The organism is Dyadobacter psychrotolerans, assembly GCF_004349265.1.
Classification (GTDB): Bacteria; Bacteroidota; Bacteroidia; order Cytophagales; family Spirosomataceae; genus Dyadobacter; species Dyadobacter psychrotolerans.
The window spans coordinates 609,628-635,639 of record NZ_SMFL01000005.1 but is presented as its reverse complement, the minus strand read 5'-3'; the positions used below and the strand labels follow the sequence as shown (position 1 = coordinate 635,639).

At 44.6% G+C, this 26,012-nt stretch carries 21 protein-coding genes; 17 read left to right on the top strand and 4 right to left on the bottom strand.

What is annotated here, in order from left to right:
• Nucleotides 1-15: 15 nt before the first annotated feature.
• Nucleotides 16-1,380 (bottom strand): SGNH/GDSL hydrolase family protein, encoded by a 1,365-nt coding sequence (locus tag E0F88_RS16930; RefSeq protein WP_165940093.1) that lies wholly within the window; start codon nucleotides 1,378-1,380, stop codon nucleotides 16-18.
• A gap of 220 nt (nucleotides 1,381-1,600) precedes the next feature.
• Between E0F88_RS16930 and E0F88_RS16925 the strand changes: the two genes are divergently transcribed.
• The 9 genes from E0F88_RS16925 to E0F88_RS16885 all read left to right on the top strand — a co-directional run bounded on the left by E0F88_RS16925 (nucleotide 1,601) and on the right by E0F88_RS16885 (nucleotide 16,636).
• Nucleotides 1,601-2,599, top strand: coding sequence for a FecR family protein (locus tag E0F88_RS16925; protein ID WP_131959446.1), 999 nt, complete (start codon nucleotides 1,601-1,603; stop codon nucleotides 2,597-2,599).
• 86 nt (nucleotides 2,600-2,685) lie between these two features.
• The gene (locus tag E0F88_RS16920; RefSeq protein ID WP_131959445.1) at nucleotides 2,686-3,279 is read left to right on the top strand and encodes an RNA polymerase sigma factor; all 594 of its coding nucleotides are present in this window, start codon (nucleotides 2,686-2,688) and stop codon (nucleotides 3,277-3,279) included.
• A 316-nt stretch (nucleotides 3,280-3,595) separates the two neighbouring features.
• Nucleotides 3,596-7,099 (top strand): SusC/RagA family TonB-linked outer membrane protein, encoded by a 3,504-nt coding sequence (locus E0F88_RS16915; protein WP_131959444.1) that lies wholly within the window; start codon nucleotides 3,596-3,598, stop codon nucleotides 7,097-7,099.
• Between the two features lie 14 nt (nucleotides 7,100-7,113).
• Nucleotides 7,114-8,790 carry a RagB/SusD family nutrient uptake outer membrane protein gene (locus E0F88_RS16910; RefSeq protein WP_131959443.1) on the top strand — a complete coding sequence of 559 codons (1,677 nt, stop codon included), beginning with the start codon at nucleotides 7,114-7,116 and terminating at the stop codon, nucleotides 8,788-8,790.
• A 35-nt stretch (nucleotides 8,791-8,825) separates the two neighbouring features.
• Nucleotides 8,826-10,727 (top strand): heparinase II/III family protein, encoded by a 1,902-nt coding sequence (locus tag E0F88_RS16905; protein WP_131959442.1) that lies wholly within the window; start codon nucleotides 8,826-8,828, stop codon nucleotides 10,725-10,727.
• A gap of 86 nt (nucleotides 10,728-10,813) precedes the next feature.
• Complete coding sequence (locus E0F88_RS16900; RefSeq protein WP_131959441.1) at nucleotides 10,814-12,097, top strand: polysaccharide pyruvyl transferase family protein; 1,284 nt, start codon at nucleotides 10,814-10,816, stop codon at nucleotides 12,095-12,097.
• Nucleotides 12,098-12,156: 59 nt separating this feature from the next.
• A complete protein-coding gene (locus E0F88_RS16895) occupies nucleotides 12,157-13,443 on the top strand; it encodes a polysaccharide pyruvyl transferase family protein (protein ID WP_131959440.1) in 1,287 nt (428 codons plus the stop codon).
• Nucleotides 13,444-13,451: 8 nt separating this feature from the next.
• A complete protein-coding gene (locus E0F88_RS16890; protein ID WP_131959439.1) occupies nucleotides 13,452-14,660 on the top strand; it encodes an alginate lyase family protein in 1,209 nt (402 codons plus the stop codon).
• A 53-nt stretch (nucleotides 14,661-14,713) separates the two neighbouring features.
• Nucleotides 14,714-16,636, top strand: coding sequence for a heparinase II/III family protein (locus tag E0F88_RS16885; RefSeq protein WP_131959438.1), 1,923 nt, complete (start codon nucleotides 14,714-14,716; stop codon nucleotides 16,634-16,636).
• Nucleotides 16,637-16,642: 6 nt separating this feature from the next.
• Here the strand turns inward: E0F88_RS16885 and E0F88_RS16880 are convergent, their stop codons facing one another.
• Both E0F88_RS16880 and E0F88_RS16875 read right to left on the bottom strand, forming a co-directional pair.
• Entirely contained in the window at nucleotides 16,643-17,587 is a 945-nt protein-coding gene (locus tag E0F88_RS16880) for an NAD(P)-dependent alcohol dehydrogenase (RefSeq protein WP_131959437.1), read from the bottom strand.
• Nucleotides 17,588-17,833: 246 nt separating this feature from the next.
• On the bottom strand, nucleotides 17,834-18,667 hold the full coding sequence (locus tag E0F88_RS16875) for an alkaline phosphatase family protein (RefSeq protein WP_220466309.1): 834 nt from the start codon (nucleotides 18,665-18,667) through the stop codon (nucleotides 17,834-17,836).
• A 289-nt stretch (nucleotides 18,668-18,956) separates the two neighbouring features.
• On the opposite strand from E0F88_RS16875, the gene E0F88_RS16870 reads away from it, so the two are divergent.
• From E0F88_RS16870 to E0F88_RS16835, 8 genes are all read left to right on the top strand, one after another.
• Nucleotides 18,957-19,718, top strand: a complete 762-nt coding sequence (locus E0F88_RS16870; protein ID WP_131959436.1) for an NmrA family NAD(P)-binding protein — start codon at nucleotides 18,957-18,959, stop codon at nucleotides 19,716-19,718.
• Nucleotides 19,719-20,044: 326 nt separating this feature from the next.
• On the top strand, nucleotides 20,045-20,479 hold the full coding sequence (locus tag E0F88_RS16865) for an alpha/beta hydrolase family protein (RefSeq protein ID WP_131959435.1): 435 nt from the start codon (nucleotides 20,045-20,047) through the stop codon (nucleotides 20,477-20,479).
• On the top strand, nucleotides 20,480-21,193 hold the full coding sequence (locus E0F88_RS16860) for an alpha/beta hydrolase family protein (protein WP_131959434.1): 714 nt from the start codon (nucleotides 20,480-20,482) through the stop codon (nucleotides 21,191-21,193).
• A 184-nt stretch (nucleotides 21,194-21,377) separates the two neighbouring features.
• On the top strand, nucleotides 21,378-21,800 hold the full coding sequence (locus E0F88_RS16855) for a hypothetical protein (protein ID WP_131959433.1): 423 nt from the start codon (nucleotides 21,378-21,380) through the stop codon (nucleotides 21,798-21,800).
• Between the two features lie 423 nt (nucleotides 21,801-22,223).
• On the top strand, nucleotides 22,224-23,195 hold the full coding sequence (locus tag E0F88_RS16850; protein ID WP_131959432.1) for a hypothetical protein: 972 nt from the start codon (nucleotides 22,224-22,226) through the stop codon (nucleotides 23,193-23,195).
• Between the two features lie 62 nt (nucleotides 23,196-23,257).
• Nucleotides 23,258-23,605 carry a hypothetical protein gene (locus E0F88_RS16845; RefSeq protein WP_131959431.1) on the top strand — a complete coding sequence of 116 codons (348 nt, stop codon included), beginning with the start codon at nucleotides 23,258-23,260 and terminating at the stop codon, nucleotides 23,603-23,605.
• 24 nt (nucleotides 23,606-23,629) lie between these two features.
• The gene (locus tag E0F88_RS16840) at nucleotides 23,630-24,010 is read left to right on the top strand and encodes a GreA/GreB family elongation factor (RefSeq protein WP_131959430.1); all 381 of its coding nucleotides are present in this window, start codon (nucleotides 23,630-23,632) and stop codon (nucleotides 24,008-24,010) included.
• Nucleotides 24,011-24,272: 262 nt separating this feature from the next.
• Nucleotides 24,273-24,647: a GreA/GreB family elongation factor gene (locus E0F88_RS16835; protein ID WP_131959429.1), complete on the top strand. Its 375-nt coding sequence runs from the start codon at nucleotides 24,273-24,275 to the stop codon at nucleotides 24,645-24,647.
• Between the two features lie 413 nt (nucleotides 24,648-25,060).
• On the opposite strand, the gene E0F88_RS16830 is transcribed toward E0F88_RS16835, so the two are convergent.
• Nucleotides 25,061-25,975: a glycosyltransferase gene (locus tag E0F88_RS16830; RefSeq protein WP_131959428.1), complete on the bottom strand. Its 915-nt coding sequence runs from the start codon at nucleotides 25,973-25,975 to the stop codon at nucleotides 25,061-25,063.
• Between the last annotated feature and the right edge of the window lie 37 nt (nucleotides 25,976-26,012).

Below are 26,012 nucleotides of genomic sequence, written 5' to 3'. Positions count from 1 at the left end.
ACCTGGCAGGTGTAATTAAGGCGTTGATACCAATCGGAAACGGTGAACAACGGGTTGATTGGCCGCAAAAACCTTTTCAATAATTTCAGGCATGGCCTGCATGATCTGCTGCTGTTTGCTTTTGTTTGCCAGATAGGACTTAAACTGATTGGTGTAGTAAGTCAACTGAGGCGAAGTCTTGAATTTTTCTTCCAAACGCTTTTCCAGAAATACCTGTTGCGCACTGCGGTCTGCATCCTTTAAACTATCAGGCAAATGATGGATCTGGATGGTGACTATGTTTCGGTACATCGACTGATTTTTTCGGTATTCTGCCAGCAATGCCATGATTTTTAGCGCCTGATGATATTGGGGTGTGTCTTTAAAAACGGCAAGATTAATTCCCTCTTTTAGCTGCCCGGAAGAAAAGCTCCCTATCTGACTGCCGTCGATCAGCAGCTGGTAGCTGCCCGGAGAGACGTTTTCAATTTTTAAGATCTGCTGATTAAAATCGCTGGTAAAATTCACCAGATCAAGCGCCTTGCCGGCAGATGCATCGACTGGAAAGGGAAGACTATTTTCTTTTACAGAAAACTGTATTTCACCCTTTTTCACAGAGATATCTTTGATCTGGCAGTTAAGGCTCTCTTTGTTGCTTTTTTGCTCATCTCTGGCAATGACGATTTTTGAGACATATTTTTCTGCGCCAGTTGAACGCAGAAATTCGTAGGCCATCACCAAATGACCTTCCGGGCCGGGATGCACCCGGTCGGGACCAATAATGGTCGCAGCTGAATCCTTTTGCTGCACAGTCTTATTGATATTAGTCAGAATGGTCCAGTAGTCTACGGTTACAAGATTGTATTTATCTGCCAGCTGCTGGCCAAAATCCGCACACTTTTTCAAAGCATCATTGACGCCAAACATATTTTCGGTCGCCTGCGTACCTGTCTGGTCATAAATCGATGGTTTTTGCAGGATCAGTTTTCTTCCCCCTTCCAGTAATTTCTTTACAATGATCTCTAAATTCCTGTTGTAAAGATCAAGTGCCTGCTGTTTTTTCTCTTCAATACCCGCTTCATTAGCCCGGGCTTTCGAATACAAACTGCGGCTGACATCGTTCATTCCAATCATCAGTACACACCAGTTTGGTTTGTGAACCAGAATATCACTTTCCATGCGGTTTAAAATGCCCTGAGTTACATCTCCGGAAATTCCGCAGTTGATAAAAGTCACTTTCCGATCCGGATAGCGTGTAGCGTAATACAGATTGACAAAATTGTAAAATTGTCCGTTGTTGGTAATGCTGTTTCCCACAAAACAAACCTTATCGCCGTTGGCAAAGACGGCCCCAGTTTGTTTCTGTGCAAAAGACTGCCCGTGCAGGGACAGTAAAGTCAAAACAAGGATAAAAATTCTGCAATGTCTTCTCATAACTATAACGCCGATCCTTTTAAAGAAATAGAAAAATCAAACTTGATAAATATAATTTTGATTATCAAACAGTTAAGAAAAATATCGTTTATTTTAAATATTTTCATCCTTAGAAGGTTACAAAACATTCCTTTTTTAATCTTGGGAATAGTTTACGTATCCATCTTTCTTTTTGTCCGTTTTCAAGATGAAATATAGACATTTTACTGTTGAAGATTTTTTGGCAGATAATTTTTTTCAGCAATGGATCCTGGCTCCCGATGAGCAGAATGATTCATTCTGGAAGCATTGGATCCAGCAAAACCCAGACCGGCACCAGGTCATCGCGCAAGCCATAGAACTGGCGGGCAGCTTTGAGTTTACCGAAAAGTGGAGCGATCAGGAGCGGTCTGCTATTTGGGCAAATATTGAAAACGGGGTCAATCACCCGCGTGTCGCAAAGCATTCCTTACTACGGTCACTGCATTGGAAATCCTGGCTTTCAGCCGCCAGCTTGCTTTTGGTTCTGAGCACGATCGCAGTTATAATCAAACAAAACGATTTGCATCAAATCGCTACTTCTTTTGGACAGATCAAAAAAATAACGCTTTCAGACGGCTCATTGATTACCCTGAATGCCAATTCCAGACTTTCCTATGCCGAAAATTCCTTTGATCAAAAGCGGGAAATCTGGGTTGAAGGCGAGGCCTTTTTTGAGGTCAGCAAAAAAATGGTAGACGGCAAAAAAGTCCCTTTTATCGTGCATGCCAATGATCTTTCGATTCAGGTGCTGGGAACAGCCTTTAATGTGGCAAACCGAAGGGGGGCAGTCAATGTTGCGCTCGCCCACGGAGCGGTTAAAGTGGTTGATACCTACAACAAAGCCAATACAGTTGTTTTAAAACCGGGTGAAAGCGTCAGTCAGTCAGGCGCAAAAAATCCGCTTTACAAACAAAAAGTAGATGTCGCCCAGTATGCTTCCTGGAAAAACAAAGTGATTATTTTCCGCCGTAAGTCTTTAAAAGAGCTCTCTGAGATGATGAAGGACCTCTACGATATCGAAGTTATTATCGATAATACTGCCCTGCAGGACCAGCGGTTTACCGGCTCATTTCCCAGCGATTCTTCACAGATTCTTTTTGACAAACTTAAAAAGATGTATCCGCTTCAGGTAGTCAAAATCGGAACGGGCTACCACATCAGGTAAGGCAAAATAAATCAGGGATATTAAATTAGAGATAATTTATCCTTTTATTATTATACAAACCGTTAACTTTCCTAAAACGTCTATTGATGCCACTGTGTTCAACTAATGCCGACGAGACCAAACATTGGCACAAACTCCTGAACGGAGATCAGCAGGCGCTTGCCTTTTTTTATGAAAGATACGCCGATTACCTCTTAAAGTATGGACTTTCGGTTACCTACAACCGCGATATGGTTCAGGACGCTGTTCAGGAGCTTTTTATCAATATCTGGAACCGGCGCCAAAACCTGTCTGTTCCCGACTCCGTTAAATACTACCTGATGGTTTCGCTCAGACGTATCATCCTGAAAGATCTGCTTCATGCCCGGCAGTCAACAGATGTTTTCTCTGAGGAGGCGCTCTCTTTTGCCAGCCATGAAAGTCTTTTCGCCGACGAGTACAAAGAAGATGTTCATTTAAAATTACAGCATGCAGTCAGACTGCTGCCCGCCCGCCAGCAGGAAATTATTTTTCTTCGCTTTTTCCAAAAGTTAAGCTATGAGCAGATTACCACGGTGACGGGTCTGGATTATCAGATACTTCGCAATACGATATACCGGGCAATTAAAACGCTGCGCCACTCGCTGAGTGAAAAAATCGCTCTCACTTCTGTGCTTTCTATTTTCCCGCTATTAATCTGATAATCAATCAATTAAAATTTTATCATTTTTATATGAAAAATTTTATCTTTTTGAAGGTTACAAAGTTCCTGCGTCGCGCTCTTTGCTATTGAATTTAATAATCCAAATTTATAATGGTGTTATTACAATATACCAACCATTTCTAAGGACCGGTTTACCAAAGCTTTTTCAAGGATCCACTGCTTTTTATAGCAGCCACTGAAAACGAATAAATCCGTACAGATCCATCATCCGCTAAATACCTTTTAAGCTAAAATGTGCACTTGCAAACATTAGTAATATTCCTAAACCCATCTTAAACTTAACGCGGTAAGAAATGAGTAAAAAACTACATTTGATAACCTGCCTGATTTTGCTGACCTGCTTGCAGCACCAACATGTCATTTGTGCCCAAACGTTTGCCCTTAGCGCTCCGCAGCAAACCCAACAGATCATCACTGTCAAAAAAATCGGGCTCTCCCAGGCCCTTAATACACTCAGCACCCGGCATAAACTGATTTTCGAATTCAATGACAATGCATTGGCGGGCAAAGCAGTTGATCTGGCAGACGTAGAGCGAAAAGAGAAAATTGAAGAGAAATTAAAACGTCTGCTGCTGCCCAATAACCTTCTGTTTGAGCGTTCGGGTAAAAATTCTTTTTTGATCTACCCTAAATCAAGCTCGTCCGCAGAGCCTGCCGGCGGCCAGCAAAATTTGCCGCTGGATAATACCCAGGCAAGTTTTCAACAAAATAGCACACCTCCTTTAAGCCCGTTAAACGCTGCGGGTACCCAGACCGCTAGAACAAAAAACGCAGATATTTCCCTGACGGGACTTGTCCGGGACGAAAAAGGAGAAGGACTTCCCGGCGTCAGTATCGTTGTTGCCGGAACACCAAACGGTACAACGACCAATGCAGATGGCAAATTCGCCTTAAACGTTGCCGACAAAAGCGCGAAACTCGTCTTTTCCTATGTAGGCTATCTCTCCCAGGAAATCACAGTCGCAAACCAGACAAATATTTCCGTTACATTACTAAATGATTCCAAAGCGCTTGATGAGGTAGTGGTGGTCGGCTATGGTACGGTCAGGAAGAGTGATTTAACCGGATCAGTCTCAAAAATAACCGCCGATAAGGTCAATGAGCGCTCTATTTCCTCAGTCGAACAAATGCTACAGGGACAGGTTTCCGGCGTACAGATCACGCAAAATACGGGCGCACCCGGCGGTGGCATTACTTTCAATATCCGCGGGGCTACTTCTGTGAGCGGTTCGAATCAGCCTTTGATTGTCATTGACGGCTACCCGGTCGACTCAGACAACGGAAGTGTGAAAATGTCCGGCGGCAGTCAGTCGGGTTATCTCTCCGAGCTGCCAAGCGACAATGCGCTGGCCAATTTGAATCCGGCCGACATTGAATCGGTCGAAATACTTAAAGACGCCTCTGCGACAGCGATCTACGGATCAAGAGGTTCAAACGGCGTGGTTTTAATTACCACCAAACGCGGCAAGTCCGGCAGAGACCGCATCGAATACAGTTTCCGATATGATATCAGCAAGCTGCCCAAAAAGATTCCTGTGCTGAATACAAGTGACTACATCAAATATTCCAATGAGGCCTATCTGAGAAGCGGACAGGATTCTGTCTACAAGTCAGCAGCGATCGCTGAGCTGGAAAAAACAAATACCGATTGGCAGGATCTGGTCTACCAGACGGCCATTACCCAAAACCACCAGCTGAGTCTTTCGGGTGGTATGGAAAAAATGAAATACGCCATACAGCTTGGCTATCTGGGACAGGAAGGGATCATAAAAAATTCCAAATTCGACAGAGGTTCGATCCGTATCAATTTAGACCGGGAGTTTAGCAAAAACTTCAAAATGGGACTAAGTATGAGCGGCTCGATGAGCAAAAACAAGGCCGCGATGCAATCCTCAAACCGTGATGATGTTTCAACCTCGGTCGTACACGGAGCGCTGCGCTCGCGTCCTATGGTTACGCCCTTTACAGCAGAAGACGAACTGGATCAGTCTTATCAGGGAAACCCCCTCACACTGGTAAACCTGGCTGATGACCAAAACAGGGTTACGACTGTTTTGGCAAACATTTTTGCCGAATATACCCTTTTAAAGGGCCTGAGTTTCAGATTAAACGGCGGTGTAAACAACTCATCGTCTCAAAGGGATTTTTACCATCCCAGAGGAACTACCCTTGGAAATCTGGAAGGCGGCTATGCCTACCGCGGCAATTTGGGCTCATTTAACTATTTGACCGAATATACCCTCAATCTAAACCGTACCTTTTATAAAAAACACCGCTTCAACGCAGTCGCAGGTTACACCTGGCAGGAGTGGAACCGCAGAAGTTTTGGGCTGAGTGCACTCAATTTTCCAAATGATAACCAGCTCTACTATAATTTTGCAGGCGCCAACTCGATCAGTAAACCCGTTACGAGCACCCAGGAATGGGCCCTTTCTTCTTTTCTTGGCAGGGTCAACTATAGCTTTGACAACAAATATCTTTTTACACTTACCGGCCGCGCGGATGGTTCTACCCGACTGGCCGCCGGAAACAAATGGGCGTTTTTTCCATCCGTGGCTGTGGGATGGAACCTTCATAACGAGAATTTTATAAAGGCGTTTTCTTTTGTCTCAGAACTCAAACTAAGAGCCAGTTATGGTTTATCGGGCAATCAGGCCATTGCAGTCGGCGCTACCAAGGCAACGCTTGCAACGACCAATACTGTTGTTGATCAGTCGGTACAAACCGGATACGTGCAGTCAAACATGGCCAATGATAAACTGCACTGGGAGACAACCAAGCAGGGTAATGTGGGACTGGACATGTCCTTTTTTAACAACAAACTTGATTTTGAATTTAATTACTACAAAAAAAACTCAGTTGATCTGCTGATTGCGCTGGTGATTCCGCCTTCAAACGGTTTTACCCGATACAACACCAATTTGGGCTCAGTTGAAAATAAAGGTTATGAGTTTGATCTGGGCTTAAAACCTCTTAGCGGAAGTCTGCAATGGGATGTATCGGCAAATCTTTCGATCAACCGAAATAAAATTGTCAATCTGGGCAGTGTAGAATCTTTTGTGGGTACAGCCTTTTTGGCCATAGGCGGTCAGAGTTTGCATATAGCGCAGGTGGGCAGTCCGATCGGTTCTTTTTATGGATACCGCATCAACGGGATATACCAAAATCAGGAGCAGATCGATAATGGTCCGAAAGACTCCTCGACACCTACCCCGGGCAGCTTTAAGTATCAGGACATCAACAGTGACGGCTCTATAACCGCTGAGGATCGCGAAATCATCGGCAATCCTTATCCTGATTTTATATTTGGACTCACCAACAATCTAACCTGGAAAGGTTTGACCATGTCTGTTTTTGTGCAGGGCAGCATCGGGCAGGATGTGATTAACGCCAACCGTTTTTATCTGGATGCACTTGCCCGTGGAAATCAAAGCAATGTCAGCCAGCAGGCCTACGATAACCGCTGGACGGGCGAGGGAACAAGCAACTACTACCCCGCCCCATCCACCTCAGCTACGCCTTTTAACTCCCGGTTCACTGATTTCATTGTCGAGGACGCAACTTTTGTCCGCTTAAAAAACATCACCTTGTCCTATGGTTTTCCGCCTGCCAGCATCCGGCGTATCCGCAATCTGAAACTGTTTGTTTCGGTCAGCAACCTTCTCACCTTGACTAAATACAAAGGGTATGATCCGGAGATCAACAGCAGAGCCGACAATTCGATGATGCCTGGCGTGGATAACGGAAGTATCCCCCAGTATCGCACGCTTTCGGCCGGAATTAATATAGGTTTTTAATAATACGATAAAAGATGATAACGATCAAAAAATATACAATCATAGCCAGTCTGCTGCTGATGATGACATCCTGCTCGCTGGAAGAAACTATTTATGACAATGCGCTCTCGGAGACTTTTATAAAAAACGACGCAGATGTTGCCTTTCAGCTTAATGGGGTCTATTCGTTCTTTACCACCTTTGGCGGCTACAAATCCAATCTGACCTACCCGCTTTTGTATGGAGGTGACAACATTGCCACCACGGGCAGCACCCAGCGGGCTTTTACAGAACGTACCCTGCCGGCATCCAACGTGTATCATGCTACCCCCTGGACGACCTATTACAATACGATCAATAACGCCAATGCGCTTTTAGAGCTTTTGGAGACTTCTCAGGTTGTCTCACAGGCTGTTAAAAACAAGGCCATTGGCGAGCTGTATTTTTTAAGGGCATTTTCGTACTTTAACCTTGTCAGGTTTTACGGCGGAGTTCCCATCCGCACCCAGCCAACAAAGGGCGATTCTGAATTTTACAGTCCGCGCAATTCAGTTGAAGAAGTTTATGCGCTGATCTTTGAGGATTTCAAAAAAGCAGCTCAGCGCTGTGTGTTATATAGTAAACAGCCTTCCACAGAGTCGGGCCGGGCGACCAAGGGTGCCGCCCAGGCGCTTTTGGCAAGTGCTTATTTGACTTATGGAAATTACCATGATTTAGGCGGAAAGCCTGATCAGGCAAGGATTGCTTACCAGTCAGCGAGCATTTATGCCGATAGTGTGACGGCATCAAATGAATATGCACTTATTGAAAATTATGCCAATTTGTGGGATGTGGCCCAGGAAAAAAGTGCTTACAAAGAAGTGATTTTTGGTATTCAGCACACGCGTGATGCGCTGGCAGCCAGCGCCAGTTCAAGGGGCTCAGAGCTCCCCTACTATCTGCAGCCGACGACGCGAAATGCAATTTGCGGCAATGTTACTGACGGCGTTGGTGCCGGTACGCTGCGGATACAGCCTTGGTTTTATGATCTTTACAGCACCGGAGAATATACCAATGATTACAGAACAGAAGTTTCCTTCCTGACCAGCTGGACCAACACGCTCACAAACCGGGCCTATATCACTTATCCAAAGGTAAGACAAGCCGCAGAGACGGTGGAATCCTATCCCTATGTGGACAAATACAAGGATCCTAACGGTTATCAGGCACGAAACAATGAAAACGATCTTTTCATCATCCGATTATCAGAAGTTTATCTGATCAAAGCCGAAGCAGAAAATGAGCTTAACGGTCCGACCGCGCTTGCCTATGAAAATTTCAACAGATTGCGCGAACGTGCCCGTAAAGCAAACGGAACGGTTAGAAAAACACCGGAAAATCTGGCCACAGGTTTGACCAAAGAACAATTCAGATTAAAAATATATGATGAAAGAGGCCTTGAATTTGTCGGAGAGGGTCTACGCTGGTTTGATTCGATCCGTATGCGTTATGTGGACAACAAGCGCACCATGGTGCAGTACCGTTATGAGGATTTTTATCCTAAACTTGCTTTGAAGACCGCGCCAAGCTACAATGCAACGACCAAGGTTTGGGCAGGCGGCAGGGTGCAGCCTTTGAATTTGGTGGCTTTCAGTCCTAAATTTTTGCTATGGGCCATTCCGAGCGCAGAGATTGATGCCAATCCTAAAATGACCCAAAACCTGGGTTGGTAATCTTTATTCTGAATATACAGCTAACCGATTTTTATATGATCAGAACGTGGATAAAGCTTGGTGTTTTTGTGCTGTTAAGCACCGGCTTACTGGCCCAGGAGCCTGCCGATTATACAAAGCCGGTGGCTGGGATAATCCCCCTGGAGCCCGGCCGCGTCGGACAGATCGCTTTACTGCTCGATGAAAAACCTGCGGGCTTTGGCAGTCCGGTCTCGGATAGAAAAGTTTGGGATAAACTTTGGGCCAGCGGCAAATATGCATCTGTTTTAAAACAGGCCGAGGGAATGCTTACAAAGCCCTTTCCTGTATTTGACACTGAACTTTACATGGGCATTTTTACCAAAGGCGACTCGCAGTCTGGTAAGGATATGTTAAATGAACGCCTACGCTGGCTGATTGTACTATGCTGGGCTGAGTGTCTGGAAAACAAAGGCAAATACATCCCAAAATTAGAGCTGGTCATCGGCGAGCTTCTCAAACAAAAAACCTGGGTTAATCCCCGTAACTATTCTGAGAAAACCTTCTCCGGACTCGTCGAGCTCTCCACGGCAAGTTATGCCCATAATCTGGCGCAGGCCTTCTATCTGCTGGGCGACAAATTAAACACGCAAACAAGGAAAGATATTCTGGAAAGCTTGCATGCAAGAGCATTTAATCCTGTTTTGGCAACACTGGAGGGCAAAGACCGAAACCACAGCTGGCTGACGGTGACCAACAACTGGAATGCAGTTTGTCTTTCCGGCATTACCGGCGCTGCGCTGACTGTGCTTTCAGACAAAACAGAACGGGCCAAATTCGTTGCCATTGCCGAGCGCTACAGCCAGAATTTTATTGCCGGTTTCCATAACGACGGTTACTGCACCGAGGGTATTGGCTATTACAATTACGGTTTCGGACGCTTTATCAGCCTGAGAGAAAATGTATTGAAGGCCACAAACGGGAAAATTGACTTTTTCTCTAACGATAAAATTAAAAACATTGCGGGCTTCTTGCCCAATATGGAAATGATCAATGGTACCTATCCTGCGATTGCCGACTGCCCTGCCGACCCCAAACCGGCAAAAAACATCCTATATTATGTCAGCCATAATCTGGGCATGGGCCTGAGCCAGTATGATTCCATCTCGCTGCTTGGAGCAAGGTCTGATCTGGTCGCCGATGTCCTGTATGTATTCCCTAACAGCGCTTCCATGGCCCGACCTGCGGCAGGCAGCAGTAACCGTTATGGCGGGATAAGATCCTATTTTGACGCGGCCGGCATTTTGACTGTTCGTCCGGCGGCTAATTCAAAAGCAAAACTGGCAGCGGTTTTTAAAGGAGGCAAAAACAATGAGCACCATAACCACAACGATCTGGGATCGTACACCATCGCTGTCGGAGATCAGGTGCTGATGGGTGATCCGGGCCTGATACCCTATACAGCCAAAACCTTTGGCCCTAACCGGTATGATTACAAAACACTTAGCTCTTACGGGCATCCCGTGCCGCTGATCGCCGGAGAAAAACAAAGGAGTGGCAACCAGGCCCAGGCAAAAATTCTCAGGGCTGACTTTACCGATGCCGAAGACCACTTTGAGATGGATATTACGTCTGCTTACCAGGTTGACGGGCTACGATCGCTGATCAGAAAGTTTGACTATAAAAGGTTGGGCGATGCCAACCTGGACGTAACCGATGCGTTTGTATTTGATACTGCCCGGCCTTTTGAGACTGCCATTATTACCAGAGCGGCCTGGAAGCAAAATGAGAAGGGGCAGATCATTCTGGAAGGCAAAAATAATAAGTTAATGGCAAGCATTACCGCGCCGGAAGGCGGATTTACAATCAAGGAAGAAAAAATCAGCGAAGAGAACGGACTTGCCTACACAAGACTGGGCATCCAGCTAAACAAACCAGTCAAATCCGGCTCGGTGACAGTCAGCTACAAGCAGCTGTAAAACATTGCAAGCTAAGATGACGATCATTTTTTTGAATATAAAAGCCGCTGACTGCGCTTTTGTCCAGTGAGCAACAAAAAACAGTTATGATAAAAAAAACAAATCATCAGGGCCGGCGGGAATTTTTGAAAACTTCTGCGGCCATGGCCATTTCGCTATCGATTCCGCTTTCGGGATTTACCGATAAAAAAACGCCTGTTATCATTTTGCGCTCTTCGTGGCAGACTGTAAATATTGGTGATATAGGACACACGCCGGGTGTTTTGGCACTTTTAGAAAAATACATTCCCCAGGCGCAGGTCCGGCTATGGCCTTCCGATGTGGGAAATGGCGTCGAACAGATGCTGGCCAAACGTTTTCCAAAAGTAGAAATCATCAAAACCGATGCAGACAGAAAAAGAGCCATGTCTGAGGCCGATTTTATGCTGCATGGTTCGGGGCCCTCTCTGGTAGCACGGGCGACATTGGAGGAATGGGCAAAAACCGGTAAGCCATACGGGGTTTACGGGATCACTTTCCCTGGCGTGTACGGCACACCCGAACAGGCCAAAAAAGCATCACCCAAAGATGTTGAGCTGCTCAATAATGCCCGGTTTGCGTTCTTTCGTGATTCCGTATCGCTTAACCTGGCCAAAGAAATCGGTGTGAAATGCCCCATCATGGAATTTGGCCCCGACGGCGCTTTTGCAGTCGATGTAAAAGATGACGAATCTGCCATTCGGTTTTTGAAAGAACATGACTTACAGGAAGGCAGATTTCTTTGCGTGATCCCCCGTTACCGCTACACGCCCTGGTGGAAAATTCCCAGCAAGAACAGAACCATTGAAAACGATAAGGACGCGATCAATCAGAAAATGAAAGAACACGACAATGGCCCTATTCGCGATGCCATCGTGGCCGTGATCCGTCAGACTTCGATGAAAGTTTTAATTTGCCCCGAAGATGAAACGCAGATGGAGATCGGTAAAGAAATGCTCTATGACAAATTACCCGAAGATGTAAAATCCCGTGTTGTGCTACGTGAAAAATATTGGCTCACCGATCAGGCTGTTAGCACTTATATCCGCTCGGCAGGGCTCTTTGGTTTGGAGATGCACTCGCCGATTATGTGCGTTGGAAACGGAATCCCGGCAACTGTTGGCCGCTTTGCCGAACAAACCAGCAAGGGGCTGATGTGGAAAGATATTGGCTTGGGCGACTGGCTTTTTGACATGGACGTACCCGGGGATGTATCTGCAATTACGCCTGCCGTGCTGGCTATTGCGAAAGATCCCAAAACAGCCAAAAAGAAAGCGCTTAAAGCCAGAGACTTTGTCATCAAACGACAGCGCGAGACCATGGAGATCGTTAAGAAAAACCTGTATTCCTAAAATTCGGGCTTTAAATCCACGACTGGTCAGATGCCTTTCAACATTCCTTTTCAAACAATATGACTTATTTGCCCACCAGAAGAGCATTTTTAAAAAAATCACCACTGCTTATAGCCATGCTGTCGGCCGTTCCTGTTCTGGCAACAGGACTGAAAGCAAAAAAGACAATCATTCTCAGATCTTCCTGGCAGACAGTCAATATTGGAGACATTGCCCATACGCCTGGCGTGCTCACACTGCTGGAAGATTATTTCCCCCAGGCGGACATTCTTTTATGGCCCTCCGATGTGGGTGACGGTGTCGAGCAGATGATCATGCATAGGTTTCCTAAGCTTATAATCCTGAAAACGGAGCAGCAAAAAGAATCGGCCATCAAAGAAGCAGATTTTTTTCTTCACGGCTCAGCTCCATCACTCACCGGACGCAAGGAACTGGAACGCTGGATAAAAGCCAGTGAAAAACCATATGGTATTTATGGAATTACCTACCCGGGTGTATATGGCTTTGAAGAAGACCGCGAAAAGTTTAATCCCGAAGACATTGAACTGCTCACCAAAGCGCAGTTCGCTTATTTCCGCGACTCGGTTTCTCTTGAATTTGCCAGAAAGATCGGCGTCAAATGCCCGATCATGGAATTCTGTCCCGACGGCGCTTTTGCTGTGGATGTAAAAGACGATCAGGCCGCGATTTCTTTTCTAAAAACCCATGATTTGGCAGACGGCAAATTCATGTGTGTCATTCCGCAGTTCCGCTTCTCACCCTGGTGGGAGATCCCGGCAAAAAAACTGATGATCAACGAAAAGAAAAACGACTATAACATGAAGATGAAAGAGCATGATAACGCGCCAATCAGAGAGGCTATCATTGCGGTGGTGCGCCAGACGGATCTTAAAATTCTGATTGTTCCCGAAAATGAAACCCAGGTTCACATAGGTAAGGAAATGCTTTATGACCCTTTGCCGGAAGACGTAAAAAAAAGAGTTGTCTGGCGGGATCATTACTGGCTCACAGACGAGGCGGTCAGCACCTATGCGCGCTCAGCGGGGCTATTTGGTCTTGAAATGCACTCGCCGATCATGTGTATTGCTTTGGGTATACCAGCCGTAGTTTGCCGTTTTGAAGAGCAGACCAGCAAAGCAGCCATGTGGAAAGATATCGGCCTACAAAAGTGGCTTTTTGATATGGATACGCCCAAAGACGTAGCCGGTATTGTGCCAGCGGTACTCGATATTGCCAAAAACCCAAAATCTGCCAAAGCCCAGGTTGTCAAAGCGCAGCAGTTTGTAAAGAAAAGACAACAGCAGACCATGGCGGTGCTAAAAGAAAAACTTTACGCAAAAAGCTAAATCAGCTTATGAGAAAAAGCCCAATTCTGTATCTGCTCGTCATTTTGTGCTCGCCTTCTTTCGGAATGCAAACACCGGCTTTACAGCTTGTTTATTATGACTATGCGCAGCTTGCCATCATAAAGGCAGGTGATCTGCCGGCAAAGCCTGCTTACAAGAGTCTTCTAAAACAGGCAGATCAACTGCTTTCGGTGCCGGCTGAGAACGTAACAGACGGAGATGTTCCTCCATCAGGAGATGTGCATGATTTTTTCGCCATCGGCAAACTTGCCTTTCCCAATCCGAACACGGCAGACGGAATGCCATATGTCAGGCGCGACGGAGTGACCAACCCAGAGGCCGATGGCAGCCGTTATGATCTGAGCCGATACAATACCACCCTAAGCCGGGTGAATCAGCTATGCCTCGCCTTTTATTTTACAGGGCAGGAAAAATATGCACAGAAAGCATCCGAGCTTCTGCGCATCTGGTTTTTGGATCCCAAAACCAAAATGAATCCAAATTTAAAAAATGCATCGGCGCTTCCCGGAGTCTACGATGGTATGCCAATCGGAATCATCTTTTCTGTTGCGCTGATTAAAACCGTTGATCATATCAAGCTGCTTTCGCTTTCGAAGAGCTGGACACAAAACGATGATAAGGAGCTTAAAGCGTGGTTTAGTGATTACACCACCTGGCTTTTGGAAAGTGATATGGGCAAAAAAGAAGGCCTGGCAGACAACAACCATGGTAGCTGGTATACGGCACAAATCATGGCGTTTTCTTTATACAGCGGTAATTTAAAAAGAGCCCGGTCACTGGTATCGCTTGCCCGTAAACAAATCGATCAGCAGATTACAGCGGTGGGAAGTATGCCGCGCGAGCTAAGCCGACAGCGATCGCTACACTACTCTGTTTACGGCTTGCAGGCATTTGTCACAATTGCCCGCTGTATGGATCATCTCGGGGAAGATCTGTGGCATTATAAAACATCTGATGGCCGCGGTATGCACCTTGGCTTTGCGTTTTTGAGTCCTTATCTTCTTGGTAAAAAGCAGTGGAGCTGGACCAATATCGAAAAAGGAAAAACACCAGAAGGCGCTTTGGATCTTTTCCGCTGGGCAGCGAAAAAGTATGATGATCCGCTTTTTAAAGAAACCAGCAAACACCTCGAACTTTCCGCCCCGGCCAGTTCAATAAGTGCTTTTTTAAGCTCAGATAGTACTGGCTTGAAGTAAAGCTTTCACCTGATTTTCTAAAAATATTATAAAACAATAAAATGCTGACTTTTATGAAAAGATCAATGATCTGCCGGCTTGGCTTGTGGCTTACTTTTACATTAGTGCTGCTGATCACAGATTCATCTTTACAAGCTCAGGGCCTGCCATCTGCTTTAAAACCGCTTGATGAGCAAAGAATCAGCGAGATTGTTCTGCTTTTAGAGGATCAGCCTTCAGGTTTTGGCCAGCCCTGCACGAACAGAAAGGTATGGGATAAGCTGCTGAAATCGGGCGAATACGATTTGTTTTTAAAAAACATGGAGCGCTTCTCTTTTCCGGCTTTCAGCAAGGCAGATTATTTTTCACTTTCTGACGGCTCGGCAACATCTTCCGGCCGTGGCCTTCAAATGATGCGCGACAGAGCAAAAGGATTATCTGAGCTGACCTGGGCGGAGTGTCTGCAAAACAAGGGGCGCTACATCAGGCAGATCCAGGAAGGCCTCAAAGACATACTCGCGCAAAAATCATGGGTATCTCCCCGTAACGATTTCAAGTTTAAAAATTACAATAGCATCGAATATTCCGTTGAGCTGACTTCTGCTCTTTATGCACATACGATCGCGCAAACGCTATACCTTTTGGGCGACAAGCTTGATTCATCCCTTAAAAAGCAAGCTATCGAAGCGTTGCAAAAACGGGTTTTTGATCCGGTACTTGACAAGATCAGAACACAAAACGATTCTGCAGAAAACAGGTTTTTACAAATGACCAATAACTATAACCATGTTTGTCTTTCCGGTGTGGTTGGGGCTGCACTGGCCGTGCTGGAAGACAAAAAACAGCGGGCTGTTTTTACCTATATCGGAGAATATTATTCTAAAAACGGGCTAGAGGGATTTGGTGATGACGGCTACTGCTCGGAGGGCGTTGGCTATTACAATTATGGTTTTGGGCACTATATCTTACTGCGGGAAAACATCTGGCAGGCAACCAAGGGTAAAATCGATCTTTTTGCGATCGAAAAAGTAAAAAAAATTGCCGGATTCATTCCGGGCCTGGAAATCATCAACGGAGTTTATCCCGCTATTTCTGATAGTAAACCAGGTGTTCAGCCCGATGCAAGCATCATGCGTTACCTGAACCGTAATTTCGGTCTGGGACTCGAAAAATATGATACGGTAAGTGTTTTAGGTAACACAGATGACAACAGAAATGATGTGATGATGGTCTTTCCAAACTCATCCGATGCGAAGCCTAAGAGAATCTCAGCACCTTCTGCGCCAGCAGCACTGCGCTATTTCTTTGAGAAGACAGGGGTGCTCATATCGCGTCCGACGCCCGGGTCAATCTGCCAGATTGGTGTGGCATTTAAAGGTGGCAACAACAAAGAGCATCATAACCACAACGACGTGGGCTCCTACACGATTGTTTCAGGAAAAGAAATCATGGCTGGCGATCCGGGCTCTATCCCCTATACGGCAGATATCTTTACTGAGAAATTTCGCTATACATATAAAACGATCGGCTCTTTTGGTCATCCAGTTCCATTGGTAGCCGGTAAACAGCAGCAGGCCGGCAGCCAGTCGAAGGCTGTAACGATCGGCAAAGATTTCACAACCGGCTACGACGATCTGGTTTTGGATATCGGCTCTGCTTACCCCGAAAGCGGCTTGCAAAAACTACACCGGAGCATGCACTACGACCGGAGTGGTAAGGGCATTGTGTTAGTTACCGATGATTTTGCCTTTAACAAAGCTGAGCGCTTTGAAAGTGCTGTAATCACCCGCGCTAATTGGAAAAAAACATCAGACAGCTCAATGGTTTTAAGCCAGGGCAAAGAAAAAATGCTGGTTACTTTTTCCTGCCCTGGAAATCAATTGTCGGTCCGCTCAGAAGAAATTACCGAAGGTGGAGCCGTTTATAGCCGGATTGGCCTATACACTGTGAAACCTATTATATCAGGAAAGCTTACTGTAAGTTACAAACCGTTATAAACGCGATTAAGCCCCTATTTCAACAGCAATTTTACCCGTAAATCCACCGTCCTGCATTATTTGATGGGCCTGTGCAAGTGCTTCAAGGGGAAAAGTCTGAGCAATATATGCTTTAAGCTTTCCAGATTCGGCCAGCTGGCTGATCGTATTGAGATCCTGCCGGTTAGGTTTCATCATGACAATTTTCATTCGCTTTTCAAATGCTAAGTCCATTACCGCGTCAATAGCGCCTTTCAAGGAGTCGGTGCCACCCTTAGTTGAGACAAACATAGCCTGCTCTGTGAGGTTTATTTTCATGTCATCGATCGTAAAATGCCCGCTGGCATCAAAAATCAGATCAAACTTTGTGTTGCCCGCTATTTGATCCTGATCATAGATGACCACATGGTCTACGCCAATGGAGCGGGCAAATTCTGCATTTTTGGCGCTGCAAGTACCTGTAACAATTGCATCGAATGTTTTTGCTATTTGTACTGCGGCCAGGCCAACCCCACCCGTACAGCCAGTGATCAGCACATAATCGCCGGGTTTGATTTTCCCCTCCGTTACCAGTCCCTGCCAGGCAGTCAGACTGACCAATGGTAAAACCGCGGCCTGGGTAAAGCTTAAATTGGCGGGTTTCAAAGCCGCATTGCTTTCGTCGGCAACAATGTGCTCCGCATAAGAGCCTCCTTTTACTGCCGGATTAAGACCAAAAACCTCATCGCCCGGTTTAAACAAATTACTTTTTGATTCGATTACCACCCCGCTGAAGTCACTTCCCAGCAGTTGGTCACCAATCAAGCCGGTAACCAGCATGGTTTTTCCCTGGCGCACGATCGTGTCGATCGGATTGACCGACGAGGCTTTATTTTCGACCAATATCTGGCCATTTTCAATCTGAGGTGTAGGCAGTTGCTTTATCTTAAATTCATCCGGAGATCCATAATGTTCAATAACGGCAGCTTTCATTGTGTTTGGCTTTAGTTAAATGTATCTGCCACAGCAAACAGTTTGCCAGCATGCACCGCAATTAAAATTCACCTGATAACATAAATTAAAAAATAGGTAGTTTTTAAACATAAAGTCATGATAAATAAACAGTTAAGCTCTATTTAAAAATTTGTTTGATTGGCCTGCCAGTCCAGACCTGAGGCATATGCAGATTCAAAAGCCAGCCGATCGTCGCCGCAGTGTCGTAAGTGACAATACTTTCCTTTATTTCTCCTTGTATTTTACTGCTTTGCCCACCGCAATCCACGGAATTCTCATTTCCTGCATCGTTTTGCCACCATGGCCTTTGTTAATTCCGCCATGGTCAGCTGAGATAATGACGACGGTGTCATCCGCTTTTCCCGATTTCGAAACCGCGCCCATGATTTGCGCCAGATAACGGTCCATTTTATCGACCTGTTGATAGTACTGTGCGGTTCCGTTACCAAACTCGCGGCCGACGTGATCAACATCTGAGAAGTGTAAAAAAAGCAGTTCCGGCCGCTTTTCTATGATGTATTTACTTGCCGTTTGCGCTGTCGCGCTATCTCTCTGACAATTAATTTCTGTGCTTAATGCTTTTTTAGGAAGCAGAAACCCGATGCCGTCCCACTCATAAATCACCCCAATTTCCGATTTGGGTTTTTGCTGGCGCATCAAGCCAAAGATTGAAGGAAACAGACCAAACTCATCAGTCAATCGTGATGGCAGCTCTGGCGTCTGGCTTCCCCACTCGGTGTAGCCATGCAGTTCAGGTCCTGCGCCCATTGTCATCGAAGTCCAGTTCACCGCGCTTGAGGAAGGAAGCACCGAGCGTGCCTGCAGGCTGTAGGCGCCAGACTCTGTGAGTTTTTCGAAAGTGGGAATATGTAGCTTTAAAGCAGGGTTTCCGGTTTTAGCCCATGCCAGACTGTCCATATTGAAAGCAGACAGCTCAGCCCTTGGAAAAGCATATGCACCTAATCCATCGATGCCGATTAGGATAACATGTTTAGGTTTCTTTTGTCCGAAGGCACAGGTATGAGCCATAACAAATAGCAGAAGCAGCAGGTTTTTCATTTAATAAGATTTGATTAGTCTGTTTAAAAGTAACTCACTTCAGGTTTATCATTGTCAACAACTCGTATTTTAATCATTTCAAAACCCTTATTGTGCTCAGCGTTCTGCTTGAATGAATTTAAGCTGCTGAAACATAGCTTTACATAATTCGGATTGAGTACAAGAAGATGTGCTGGAACCAAAAAATGTGTATGCCTGATGAACGATCTATATAATATCAGAAATGGCATCATTTTTTCCCGCGTTAATTTATTATGCTAAATAATTTCTGTCAAAAAATTCAAATGTCATGTATATCATTCTTGGAGCCAGTGGCCATGTCGGATCAGTCGTAGCGGAAACGCTGCTTAATGAAGGCCAACAAGTAACAATCATAACACGCGACGAAAAAAAAACAGAGTTCTGGAAGCAGAAAGGCGCAACAGTCGCCATTGCCGACGTGCACGATGTCAAAACCCTTAACCAGGTTTTTCGCCGGGGAAAAAGGCTCTTTTTACTTAATCCGCCAGCCGCGCCCGGCTCGGACACCGCTGTCGAGGAGCGTAAAACTGTTGACAAGATCCTGGAAGCACTTGATAATTCAGGACTTGACAGTATTGTAGCCCAGTCCACCTATGGCGCCCAGCCGGGTAATCAGCTTGGAGACCTGGGAGTTCTGTACGACATGGAGCAGCTTTTAGAGAAAAAACCGTTTCCTGTCAGCATCATTCGAGCTGCCTACTACATGAGCAACTGGGAGGCATCGCTATTATCTGCCAGGAAAGAGGGTATTGTCAACACTTTGTATCCGGTCGATTTTAAACTGCCCATGGTTGCGCCGGCCGACATGGGACGATTTGCAGCGAAAATACTCATGCAGCCTGCTGATGGAAACCGCATTTATAACATCGAAGGCCCGCAGATGTACTCGGCTCAGGAGGTAGCTGCGGGCTTTCAAAAAGTATTAAACAGAGATGTAAAAGCGGTAGAAACGCCCCGTGAAAACTGGATAGAAACCCTTGAAAAAAAATCGGCTTCTCCAATCAGGCAGCTCAGTCTATGGCTAATATGACCAGCCTGACTCTTAAGGCTGACTTTAAAGTTGAGCCGCCTGCAGTTCTGGGGAAAATATCATTAGAAGAGTATTTAAAGAGCCTGGTGAAGCAAGAAAATCAAACTCGGGATCATAATTAATCAATAACCAGCTTAAAGTCTTGCCTGGTCTCACCTGATCGAAATCCGGCGGCTTTTATCTTTGTTACTTTTCAATATGCTACTCGTAAAAATGTCAAGGTCAGGGCTAAAAGAAATCTAAAAAACACAGTAGCCGTACCTGCAATTTTTCTTACTTACCAGAGCTTTGGGTATTTTAAGGAAACCAGTAAAGAACGGTACTGTATGAACAAAATTTCAAAAGAGCTGATTGGCTTTCTTTGCGTTGCTTCGCTGGTTATTTCAGTTATTATTATTGTCAACCGGCTGGATGAACCGGTGGTCAAAAGAGCTCAGGATCCTGTCGAACCATATCCTTATTATAGTGAAGATGTCACCTTTAAAAATCAGGCGGCAAAAATATCGCTTTCCGGAACACTTACCCTGCCGAAAAAAAAAGGAAGGTACCCCGCAGTTATTTTAATTAGCGGAAGCGGTGGACAAAACCGCAATGCAGCGTATGCAAATCACAAACCATTTTTGATTATATCAGACATCTTAACCAGAAAGGAAATTGCTGTTTTGCGCTTCGACGACCGTGGAATCGCCAAATCGACAGGAAATTTTAGCGCTTCAACAACTGTGGATTTTGCAAAAGACGTCGAAAGCGCTATTGCCTAACTGAAAACAAGAAAAGAAATCAATCAAAGTAAAGTTGGTCTTGTAGGCCACAGCGAGGGAGGTATGATCGCACAGATGGTCGCATCGACCCGTAAAGATATCAACTTTATTGTCTTGCTTGCAGCGCCTGGCTTTCGGGGAGACAGTTTATTATTAATCCAGCAGGAACTAATCGAGCGGGCCATGGGCGTGACCGAATCTGATATCAAAAGATCTAAATCGATTACAAAACATGCTTATCAATTGATTTTAAATTCGCAGAATACCTCGACTTTAAAAGCAGATTTATTAAAATATGGTAATGCCATCCTTGCAGATAAAAAAGATTCGGTGCGTATGTCCAAAATTAAACCGCCGCAAATGAGCCATCAGGATTTCTTAGTCGCAAATACTCAGGTAATTTCATCGCCCTGGTTTAAATACATTTTAAAGTATGATCCTGCCAAAGTGCTGCAAAAAGTCAACTGCGCAGTTCTGGCTTTAAACGGCGGAAAAGATCTGCAAATACCTGCAAAAGAAAACCTTTCTGCGATAGCAGCCGCTTTGAAAAAAGGCGGAAATGACCATGTGACAACATTAGAATTACCGGGATTAAATCACCTTTTCCAGGAATGTAAAACCGGCTCTCCCAGCGAATATGCCACAATTGAGCAAACATTCTCTCCCAAGGCGCTGAGCGTGATTTCAGATTGGATTTACAAGCAGACAAAGTAGGGCATGATCGGACAAACTGGTTTAGCTTACCGCAAAACAAATCTGCCCGAAAAGGACAGCCGGCAGGATTCGGTATGCTCTTTAATTTGCGGATTTATAATTAATTCTTGATTTGGAAGTAACGCAGGATTGGAATAATTATTTATAATATTCAAATACTTCAAAAAATTACTACCCTAATGTTATGAACAAGCTCATTACTGATCTGAACAGTGCCATTCTTGATAAATGGGATAATTCCAAATCAATACCTGTATCGGATTTGCCCGATTTTGAGAAGGCCAATCTTTCCAAACTAATTATTAACTACGGCCCACCCTGGTTTGTGGCCCTGCTCAACCCGGTTGAAGAAATTGTTATTGTTACATATGCCAAAGTTGACAAGCCCGCAGACCTTCCACACCTGCTGCTGAATTATGATCACATCAGCACAAAGGAATATTTTGTAAAATATCCTTCAAAGTATCTGCTTATTCAAAAAAGTGATCGGGTCGGACTTTACAAAACAGAATTCTATGATCACAAACGAAATTTAATTAAGGTTGAAAACTGTACGGCGGAAGAATTTCTTGTTTATATAGAAAATGAATTTAAAACGGGCCAATAGCTTGAAAAACGTGACCACATGTATTTACTTTATACCGTTAACGCTTTGTTAATTGTGATAGGTAGTACAATATGGGCTTCGGCTATCAGTGGTTCCATATTTTTTTTAACCAATCCGCTGCAAAACAACTTCTGGAACTACGCTGCAACAGAGGTTGATTTCTTGCATTGTCACTTTCCAAGTGCACTTTTCTCAATTTCTGCTTCTCGTATGTTAGCTAAATTGTATGTTTAGTTAATTCCTTCAATTGTAAGCCTGTTGCGCCACGCCGCGGGGCATTCTCCCAATACTTCAGATCAGGCGAATATTGATTTTTTACACCTTTGGCAGATGCAGCAAATTCTTTAGATATCACAAAGAAGTTCAATTCATTTTGAATTTTCGAATTCCAGTTGTAAATTTACAACTGCAAAAAAATAATTTATGACTTATATCACTTCACAGCCTTACATGTCAGATTCCTGGGACGATATTTGCTACCCGATAGGACCGGTTTGGCTGACTGACATTCTGCCCGATTACGAGATTATGGCAACTGACCGTCAACAGCTTGTTGTTGGACAGCCCCTGGGGGGAAGGAAAACAATTTTCGGCATTCAAAGTGCTGATTATGCCATTATACCCAACGAGGCGATACGCCAGGTTGTCGATCAGCTGTTAAGTGATTACACTTTGCAGATCAAGCATACCCCAACGGGCGAGTTTAGCATCAGCATTATTTTCGACAGACAGATGTCGGTTGGCACAGAAACACTTCAGCACAGTTTAATGCTGACCAATAGTTATAATGGAAAAACGCCCTTCACAATTCAGGGGCAAACTATCCCAGCCGTATTGGATCAAAGCACCCGTCCGGCAAACAGCCTTTACAGGGCGTTGTGCGAGAATGGGTTAATGGGATGGGCGGATTCTTTTGATAATTTGGCTGTATACCGCCGTTGGCTTAATGGCCACGCGATGGCAAAGTCTGGTAATTTAAAAAAAATTCAGCCGGCAAAAACGGAAGGGAAAAAGTCAGGACAAATCCCAAAGATTCACCATAGCCGGCTAACCCCTGAGCTCTTCAAAGAGCAATTGCACAATCTTTTGGCCGGTCTTCTGACGCCAAAGCCATCACTAACCAGTCAGGTATACGAACATTTTCAGCAAAAAAATCTTAACCGGGCAGACGATGAGTTGCTTAAAGACCTGCCTATTCCCGTACAGCTTGCCAAACAGGCTCAGGAGCGGCTTAGACTCGAACAGCGAATGCTTGGCAGCAGCTCTTCCTACTGGCTGATGTACAATGCGGTAAACCATGCGCTCTTTACGGCAAGAAGCAGTTTGACACTTAATGACCGCTATAAGTTAGACGAACGCGTTTTCCACCGCATCGCTGCCCGCGCGTTTGCCTGATATGTAAGTCCTGTAAATATATATTTCTGTAAAGTACCCATTGTATTAATTAAGTTTTAGTTATGAACGCAAAAGACATCATGGTACCTCAGTTAGAAAACCCCACACTTTCTGAGTTGAATACAGTTTTTCAAACAATTGAAAAACAGAATCTTAGCACAAACGACAATTTCCACAGAAATGTTGATTTATCTGTCTTGACGCGATTTATGCAGAAAAATATGGCTTTTGGCAAAGGTCAGGGAAACACAGCTGACTCACTTCGGCAGCCAACGGCGGATACGCTGTCAGCCAAACCGACGACACAACGGATTATAAACATTTTATGGCGTGTAATTAATGGCAAACAGGGCCTATCGCGTCAGGAACGCATCTTTGCAGAACGGTTCTGGTCTGAGAATTACAGGTAGTTGGTAGGCATATATTTGACTTTCATGCAGGAGATTACGCCTATCATACTTACGAAAGAAGATTTTTTTGCTTTAAAGCAATGCATCGGCCCGCTTTCTTCTCAGGAATTCGAAGGGCAAGTCGCACTTGTGCGGGCATTGAATGAGGCGATCGTCGTGGAAGAGACGATATTGCCTTGCAGCTGCGTTCGTCTAGGAGCCGCAATCAAAATAAGGTCCTGGCCCGATAATCGGTTGACAGAATTGAAAATCGTTCTTCCCGGGCAGGCTAGTTCAAATGAAAACAAAATTTCAGTGCTGGATCCGCTTGGGTCAGCCTTAATCGGCCTTTGTAAAACAGAGAAGATAGAACTAACAGCCAAAGGTGTAAAACGGCTTTACGAAATCATCGACGTCAGTTATTAGAAAACACAATCACAGCAATGGTTAATACACAGTACAAACATTTTTATTCCTCTAATAAGACCTTTCTGACCTGAACCCTGGGGCTATCTTAATGCCAGTTCGGGATACAGCCTGGTATTGATCATACCAAAGTTTTAATTCTTGATTTAAATCGTTTGCCAGTTTTGCTGCGATGCAGCAGATTTTCCGGATCAAATCAAAGCCTATGCACCCATAAACTTGCACTACATTTCACAGTACGCGGCGATCAATTCTAATAATTATGACCAGTCAAAAAAATCAGGTAATACTCAGCGAAGACGATTTTCGCTTGCTAAAACAATTCGCAGAAAACCTCTCAGCCAGTAACAATGAAATGTCATTATCCTATGAGCTTAACAGAGCCATCGTGGTAGAAAATGATGAGCTGCCAGCTGGAAGTATCCGTTTAAATTCCACAGTACAGGTCAGAGAGCTGATTACAGACAAAGTATTGGAATTTTCCATCGTAATGCCCGCGTTGGCCGATATTACTCAAAAAAAAATCTCCGTACTCACCCCCATGGGCGCTGCTTTAATCGGTTTGTGCAAGGGTGAAAAAGTGGAATGGAAAATGCCGGCCGGAATGAAACGGTTTGAAATCTTAAACGTAAACTGATACGGGTTCGCAAGCCGGGCACGGCCCATAACTATGAACAGGCCGTGCTCCCATTTTTTCCGTATAAGCCTTAAATAAAATGCAAAAAGCTCCCAACTCTGAAAAACTCTCCCGGACCGAGATTGTGATTTTGATCATCTGGTCGTTCGCAATGATTCTTTTTTATATCCTTTTTTAAATAAAACAGCGCTGACAATCCGCTTTGCTTAGCATCAATTCTGGGTGCTGTAAATTTGGGATTTAACTTAAAGCTTGTTGAAATCTGCTATTTAACCCTCAGACTACCCGCATTAAGACATTTGTTTTCCCACTTTCGCCATACGGACTTTAACTACAGACCTCTGCGGCTGAATGGTAAAGAATCTCATACCAAAAGATTTTCTTTCCTAAAAGACTAACTGTATGCTGCTCTTTTATGCCCTTACAGTCAGCCCCAGAGCTGCTTTCAACTCATTCAAAGGGGCATACCAATCTGCATTGTTATCCGCTGTGAGCGCTTGTTTTTTGTTGTAGATTTCAGCGTATTTTCTTCTTTTGAAAAGCCGGTAAAAGAGTTTTCGGTACCATTCATTGTAGTATCTTTCCTTGTAAACCGCGCAGGAAAACAAATTGGTCATATCCAGATTGCTATCGCGGTAAACCTGCTGATGCTTAATGTATATATACAAAAGCGCGTCATGACGGAAATTATAAATTTTATCGTAGTCGGTTATCGACGTTTTCTCGTTTCTCTTACGATAATAGTAAAGCACCTTCGGAATTTTATAAACGCCTTCATACTGTTGCAGGATCCTGATCCAAAGCTCCCAGTCTTCTGCACATCGGAGTTCAGTATCGTATCTTCCTATTTGCTGAAAAACGCATGAGCGTATCATGGCAAATACCGGTATAGAATTGTAAAGAAGGATCGTTTCAGGTGAGAAAGGTTTGAGTTTCCACGGGCCCGTTTTGTTTTCAAAGAGCTCTACATCGCAGTAAACAATATTCAATTCAGGATTATTGACATACTCCCGGTAGCAATTTTCAACATACTCCCGGTGAAGAATATCATCACCATCCAGAAAAACCAGAAAATCTCCACCAGCCAGATTAAATCCGGTATTTCGCGCTCCTGCCGGCCCCTGATTTTCCTGTCTGATCAGATGCAGGTTACCTTGGTCTTTCATATTATCTGCGACAAATTCATAAGAATGATCCGTCGATCCATCGTCTACCACAATGACTTCAATATGAGGATAAGTTTGGTTTAAGGCTGAGTCAATCGCTTCAAGTATAAAATTTCTGTTATTATAGCAGGGTATAATAATGCTGATTAATGGCTGATACATAATGAGTTGGTATACGTTTAAATATCTATACAGGAAT

What these genes read in the sequence shown, in the direction of transcription:
- E0F88_RS16925 (WP_131959446.1), top strand. Translation starts at nt 1,601, where the DNA reads ATGAAATATAGACATTTTACTGTTGAAGATTTTTTGGCAGATAATTTT.
- E0F88_RS16920 (WP_131959445.1), top strand. Translation starts at nt 2,686, where the DNA reads ATGCCACTGTGTTCAACTAATGCCGACGAGACCAAACATTGGCACAAA.
- E0F88_RS16915 (WP_131959444.1), top strand. Translation starts at nt 3,596, where the DNA reads ATGAGTAAAAAACTACATTTGATAACCTGCCTGATTTTGCTGACCTGC.
- E0F88_RS16910 (WP_131959443.1), top strand. Translation starts at nt 7,114, where the DNA reads ATGATAACGATCAAAAAATATACAATCATAGCCAGTCTGCTGCTGATG.
- E0F88_RS16905 (WP_131959442.1), top strand. Translation starts at nt 8,826, where the DNA reads ATGATCAGAACGTGGATAAAGCTTGGTGTTTTTGTGCTGTTAAGCACC.
- E0F88_RS16900 (WP_131959441.1), top strand. Translation starts at nt 10,814, where the DNA reads ATGATAAAAAAAACAAATCATCAGGGCCGGCGGGAATTTTTGAAAACT.
- E0F88_RS16895 (WP_131959440.1), top strand. Translation starts at nt 12,157, where the DNA reads ATGACTTATTTGCCCACCAGAAGAGCATTTTTAAAAAAATCACCACTG.
- E0F88_RS16890 (WP_131959439.1), top strand. Translation starts at nt 13,452, where the DNA reads ATGAGAAAAAGCCCAATTCTGTATCTGCTCGTCATTTTGTGCTCGCCT.
- E0F88_RS16885 (WP_131959438.1), top strand. Translation starts at nt 14,714, where the DNA reads ATGAAAAGATCAATGATCTGCCGGCTTGGCTTGTGGCTTACTTTTACA.
- E0F88_RS16880 (WP_131959437.1), bottom strand. Translation starts at nt 17,587, where the DNA reads ATGAAAGCTGCCGTTATTGAACATTATGGATCTCCGGATGAATTTAAG.
- E0F88_RS16875 (WP_220466309.1), bottom strand. Translation starts at nt 18,667, where the DNA reads ATGAAAAACCTGCTGCTTCTGCTATTTGTTATGGCTCATACCTGTGCC.
- E0F88_RS16870 (WP_131959436.1), top strand. Translation starts at nt 18,957, where the DNA reads ATGTATATCATTCTTGGAGCCAGTGGCCATGTCGGATCAGTCGTAGCG.
- E0F88_RS16865 (WP_131959435.1), top strand. Translation starts at nt 20,045, where the DNA reads ATGAACAAAATTTCAAAAGAGCTGATTGGCTTTCTTTGCGTTGCTTCG.
- E0F88_RS16855 (WP_131959433.1), top strand. Translation starts at nt 21,378, where the DNA reads ATGAACAAGCTCATTACTGATCTGAACAGTGCCATTCTTGATAAATGG.
- E0F88_RS16850 (WP_131959432.1), top strand. Translation starts at nt 22,224, where the DNA reads ATGACTTATATCACTTCACAGCCTTACATGTCAGATTCCTGGGACGAT.
- E0F88_RS16845 (WP_131959431.1), top strand. Translation starts at nt 23,258, where the DNA reads ATGAACGCAAAAGACATCATGGTACCTCAGTTAGAAAACCCCACACTT.
- E0F88_RS16840 (WP_131959430.1), top strand. Translation starts at nt 23,630, where the DNA reads ATGCAGGAGATTACGCCTATCATACTTACGAAAGAAGATTTTTTTGCT.
- E0F88_RS16835 (WP_131959429.1), top strand. Translation starts at nt 24,273, where the DNA reads ATGACCAGTCAAAAAAATCAGGTAATACTCAGCGAAGACGATTTTCGC.
- E0F88_RS16830 (WP_131959428.1), bottom strand. Translation starts at nt 25,975, where the DNA reads ATGTATCAGCCATTAATCAGCATTATTATACCCTGCTATAATAACAGA.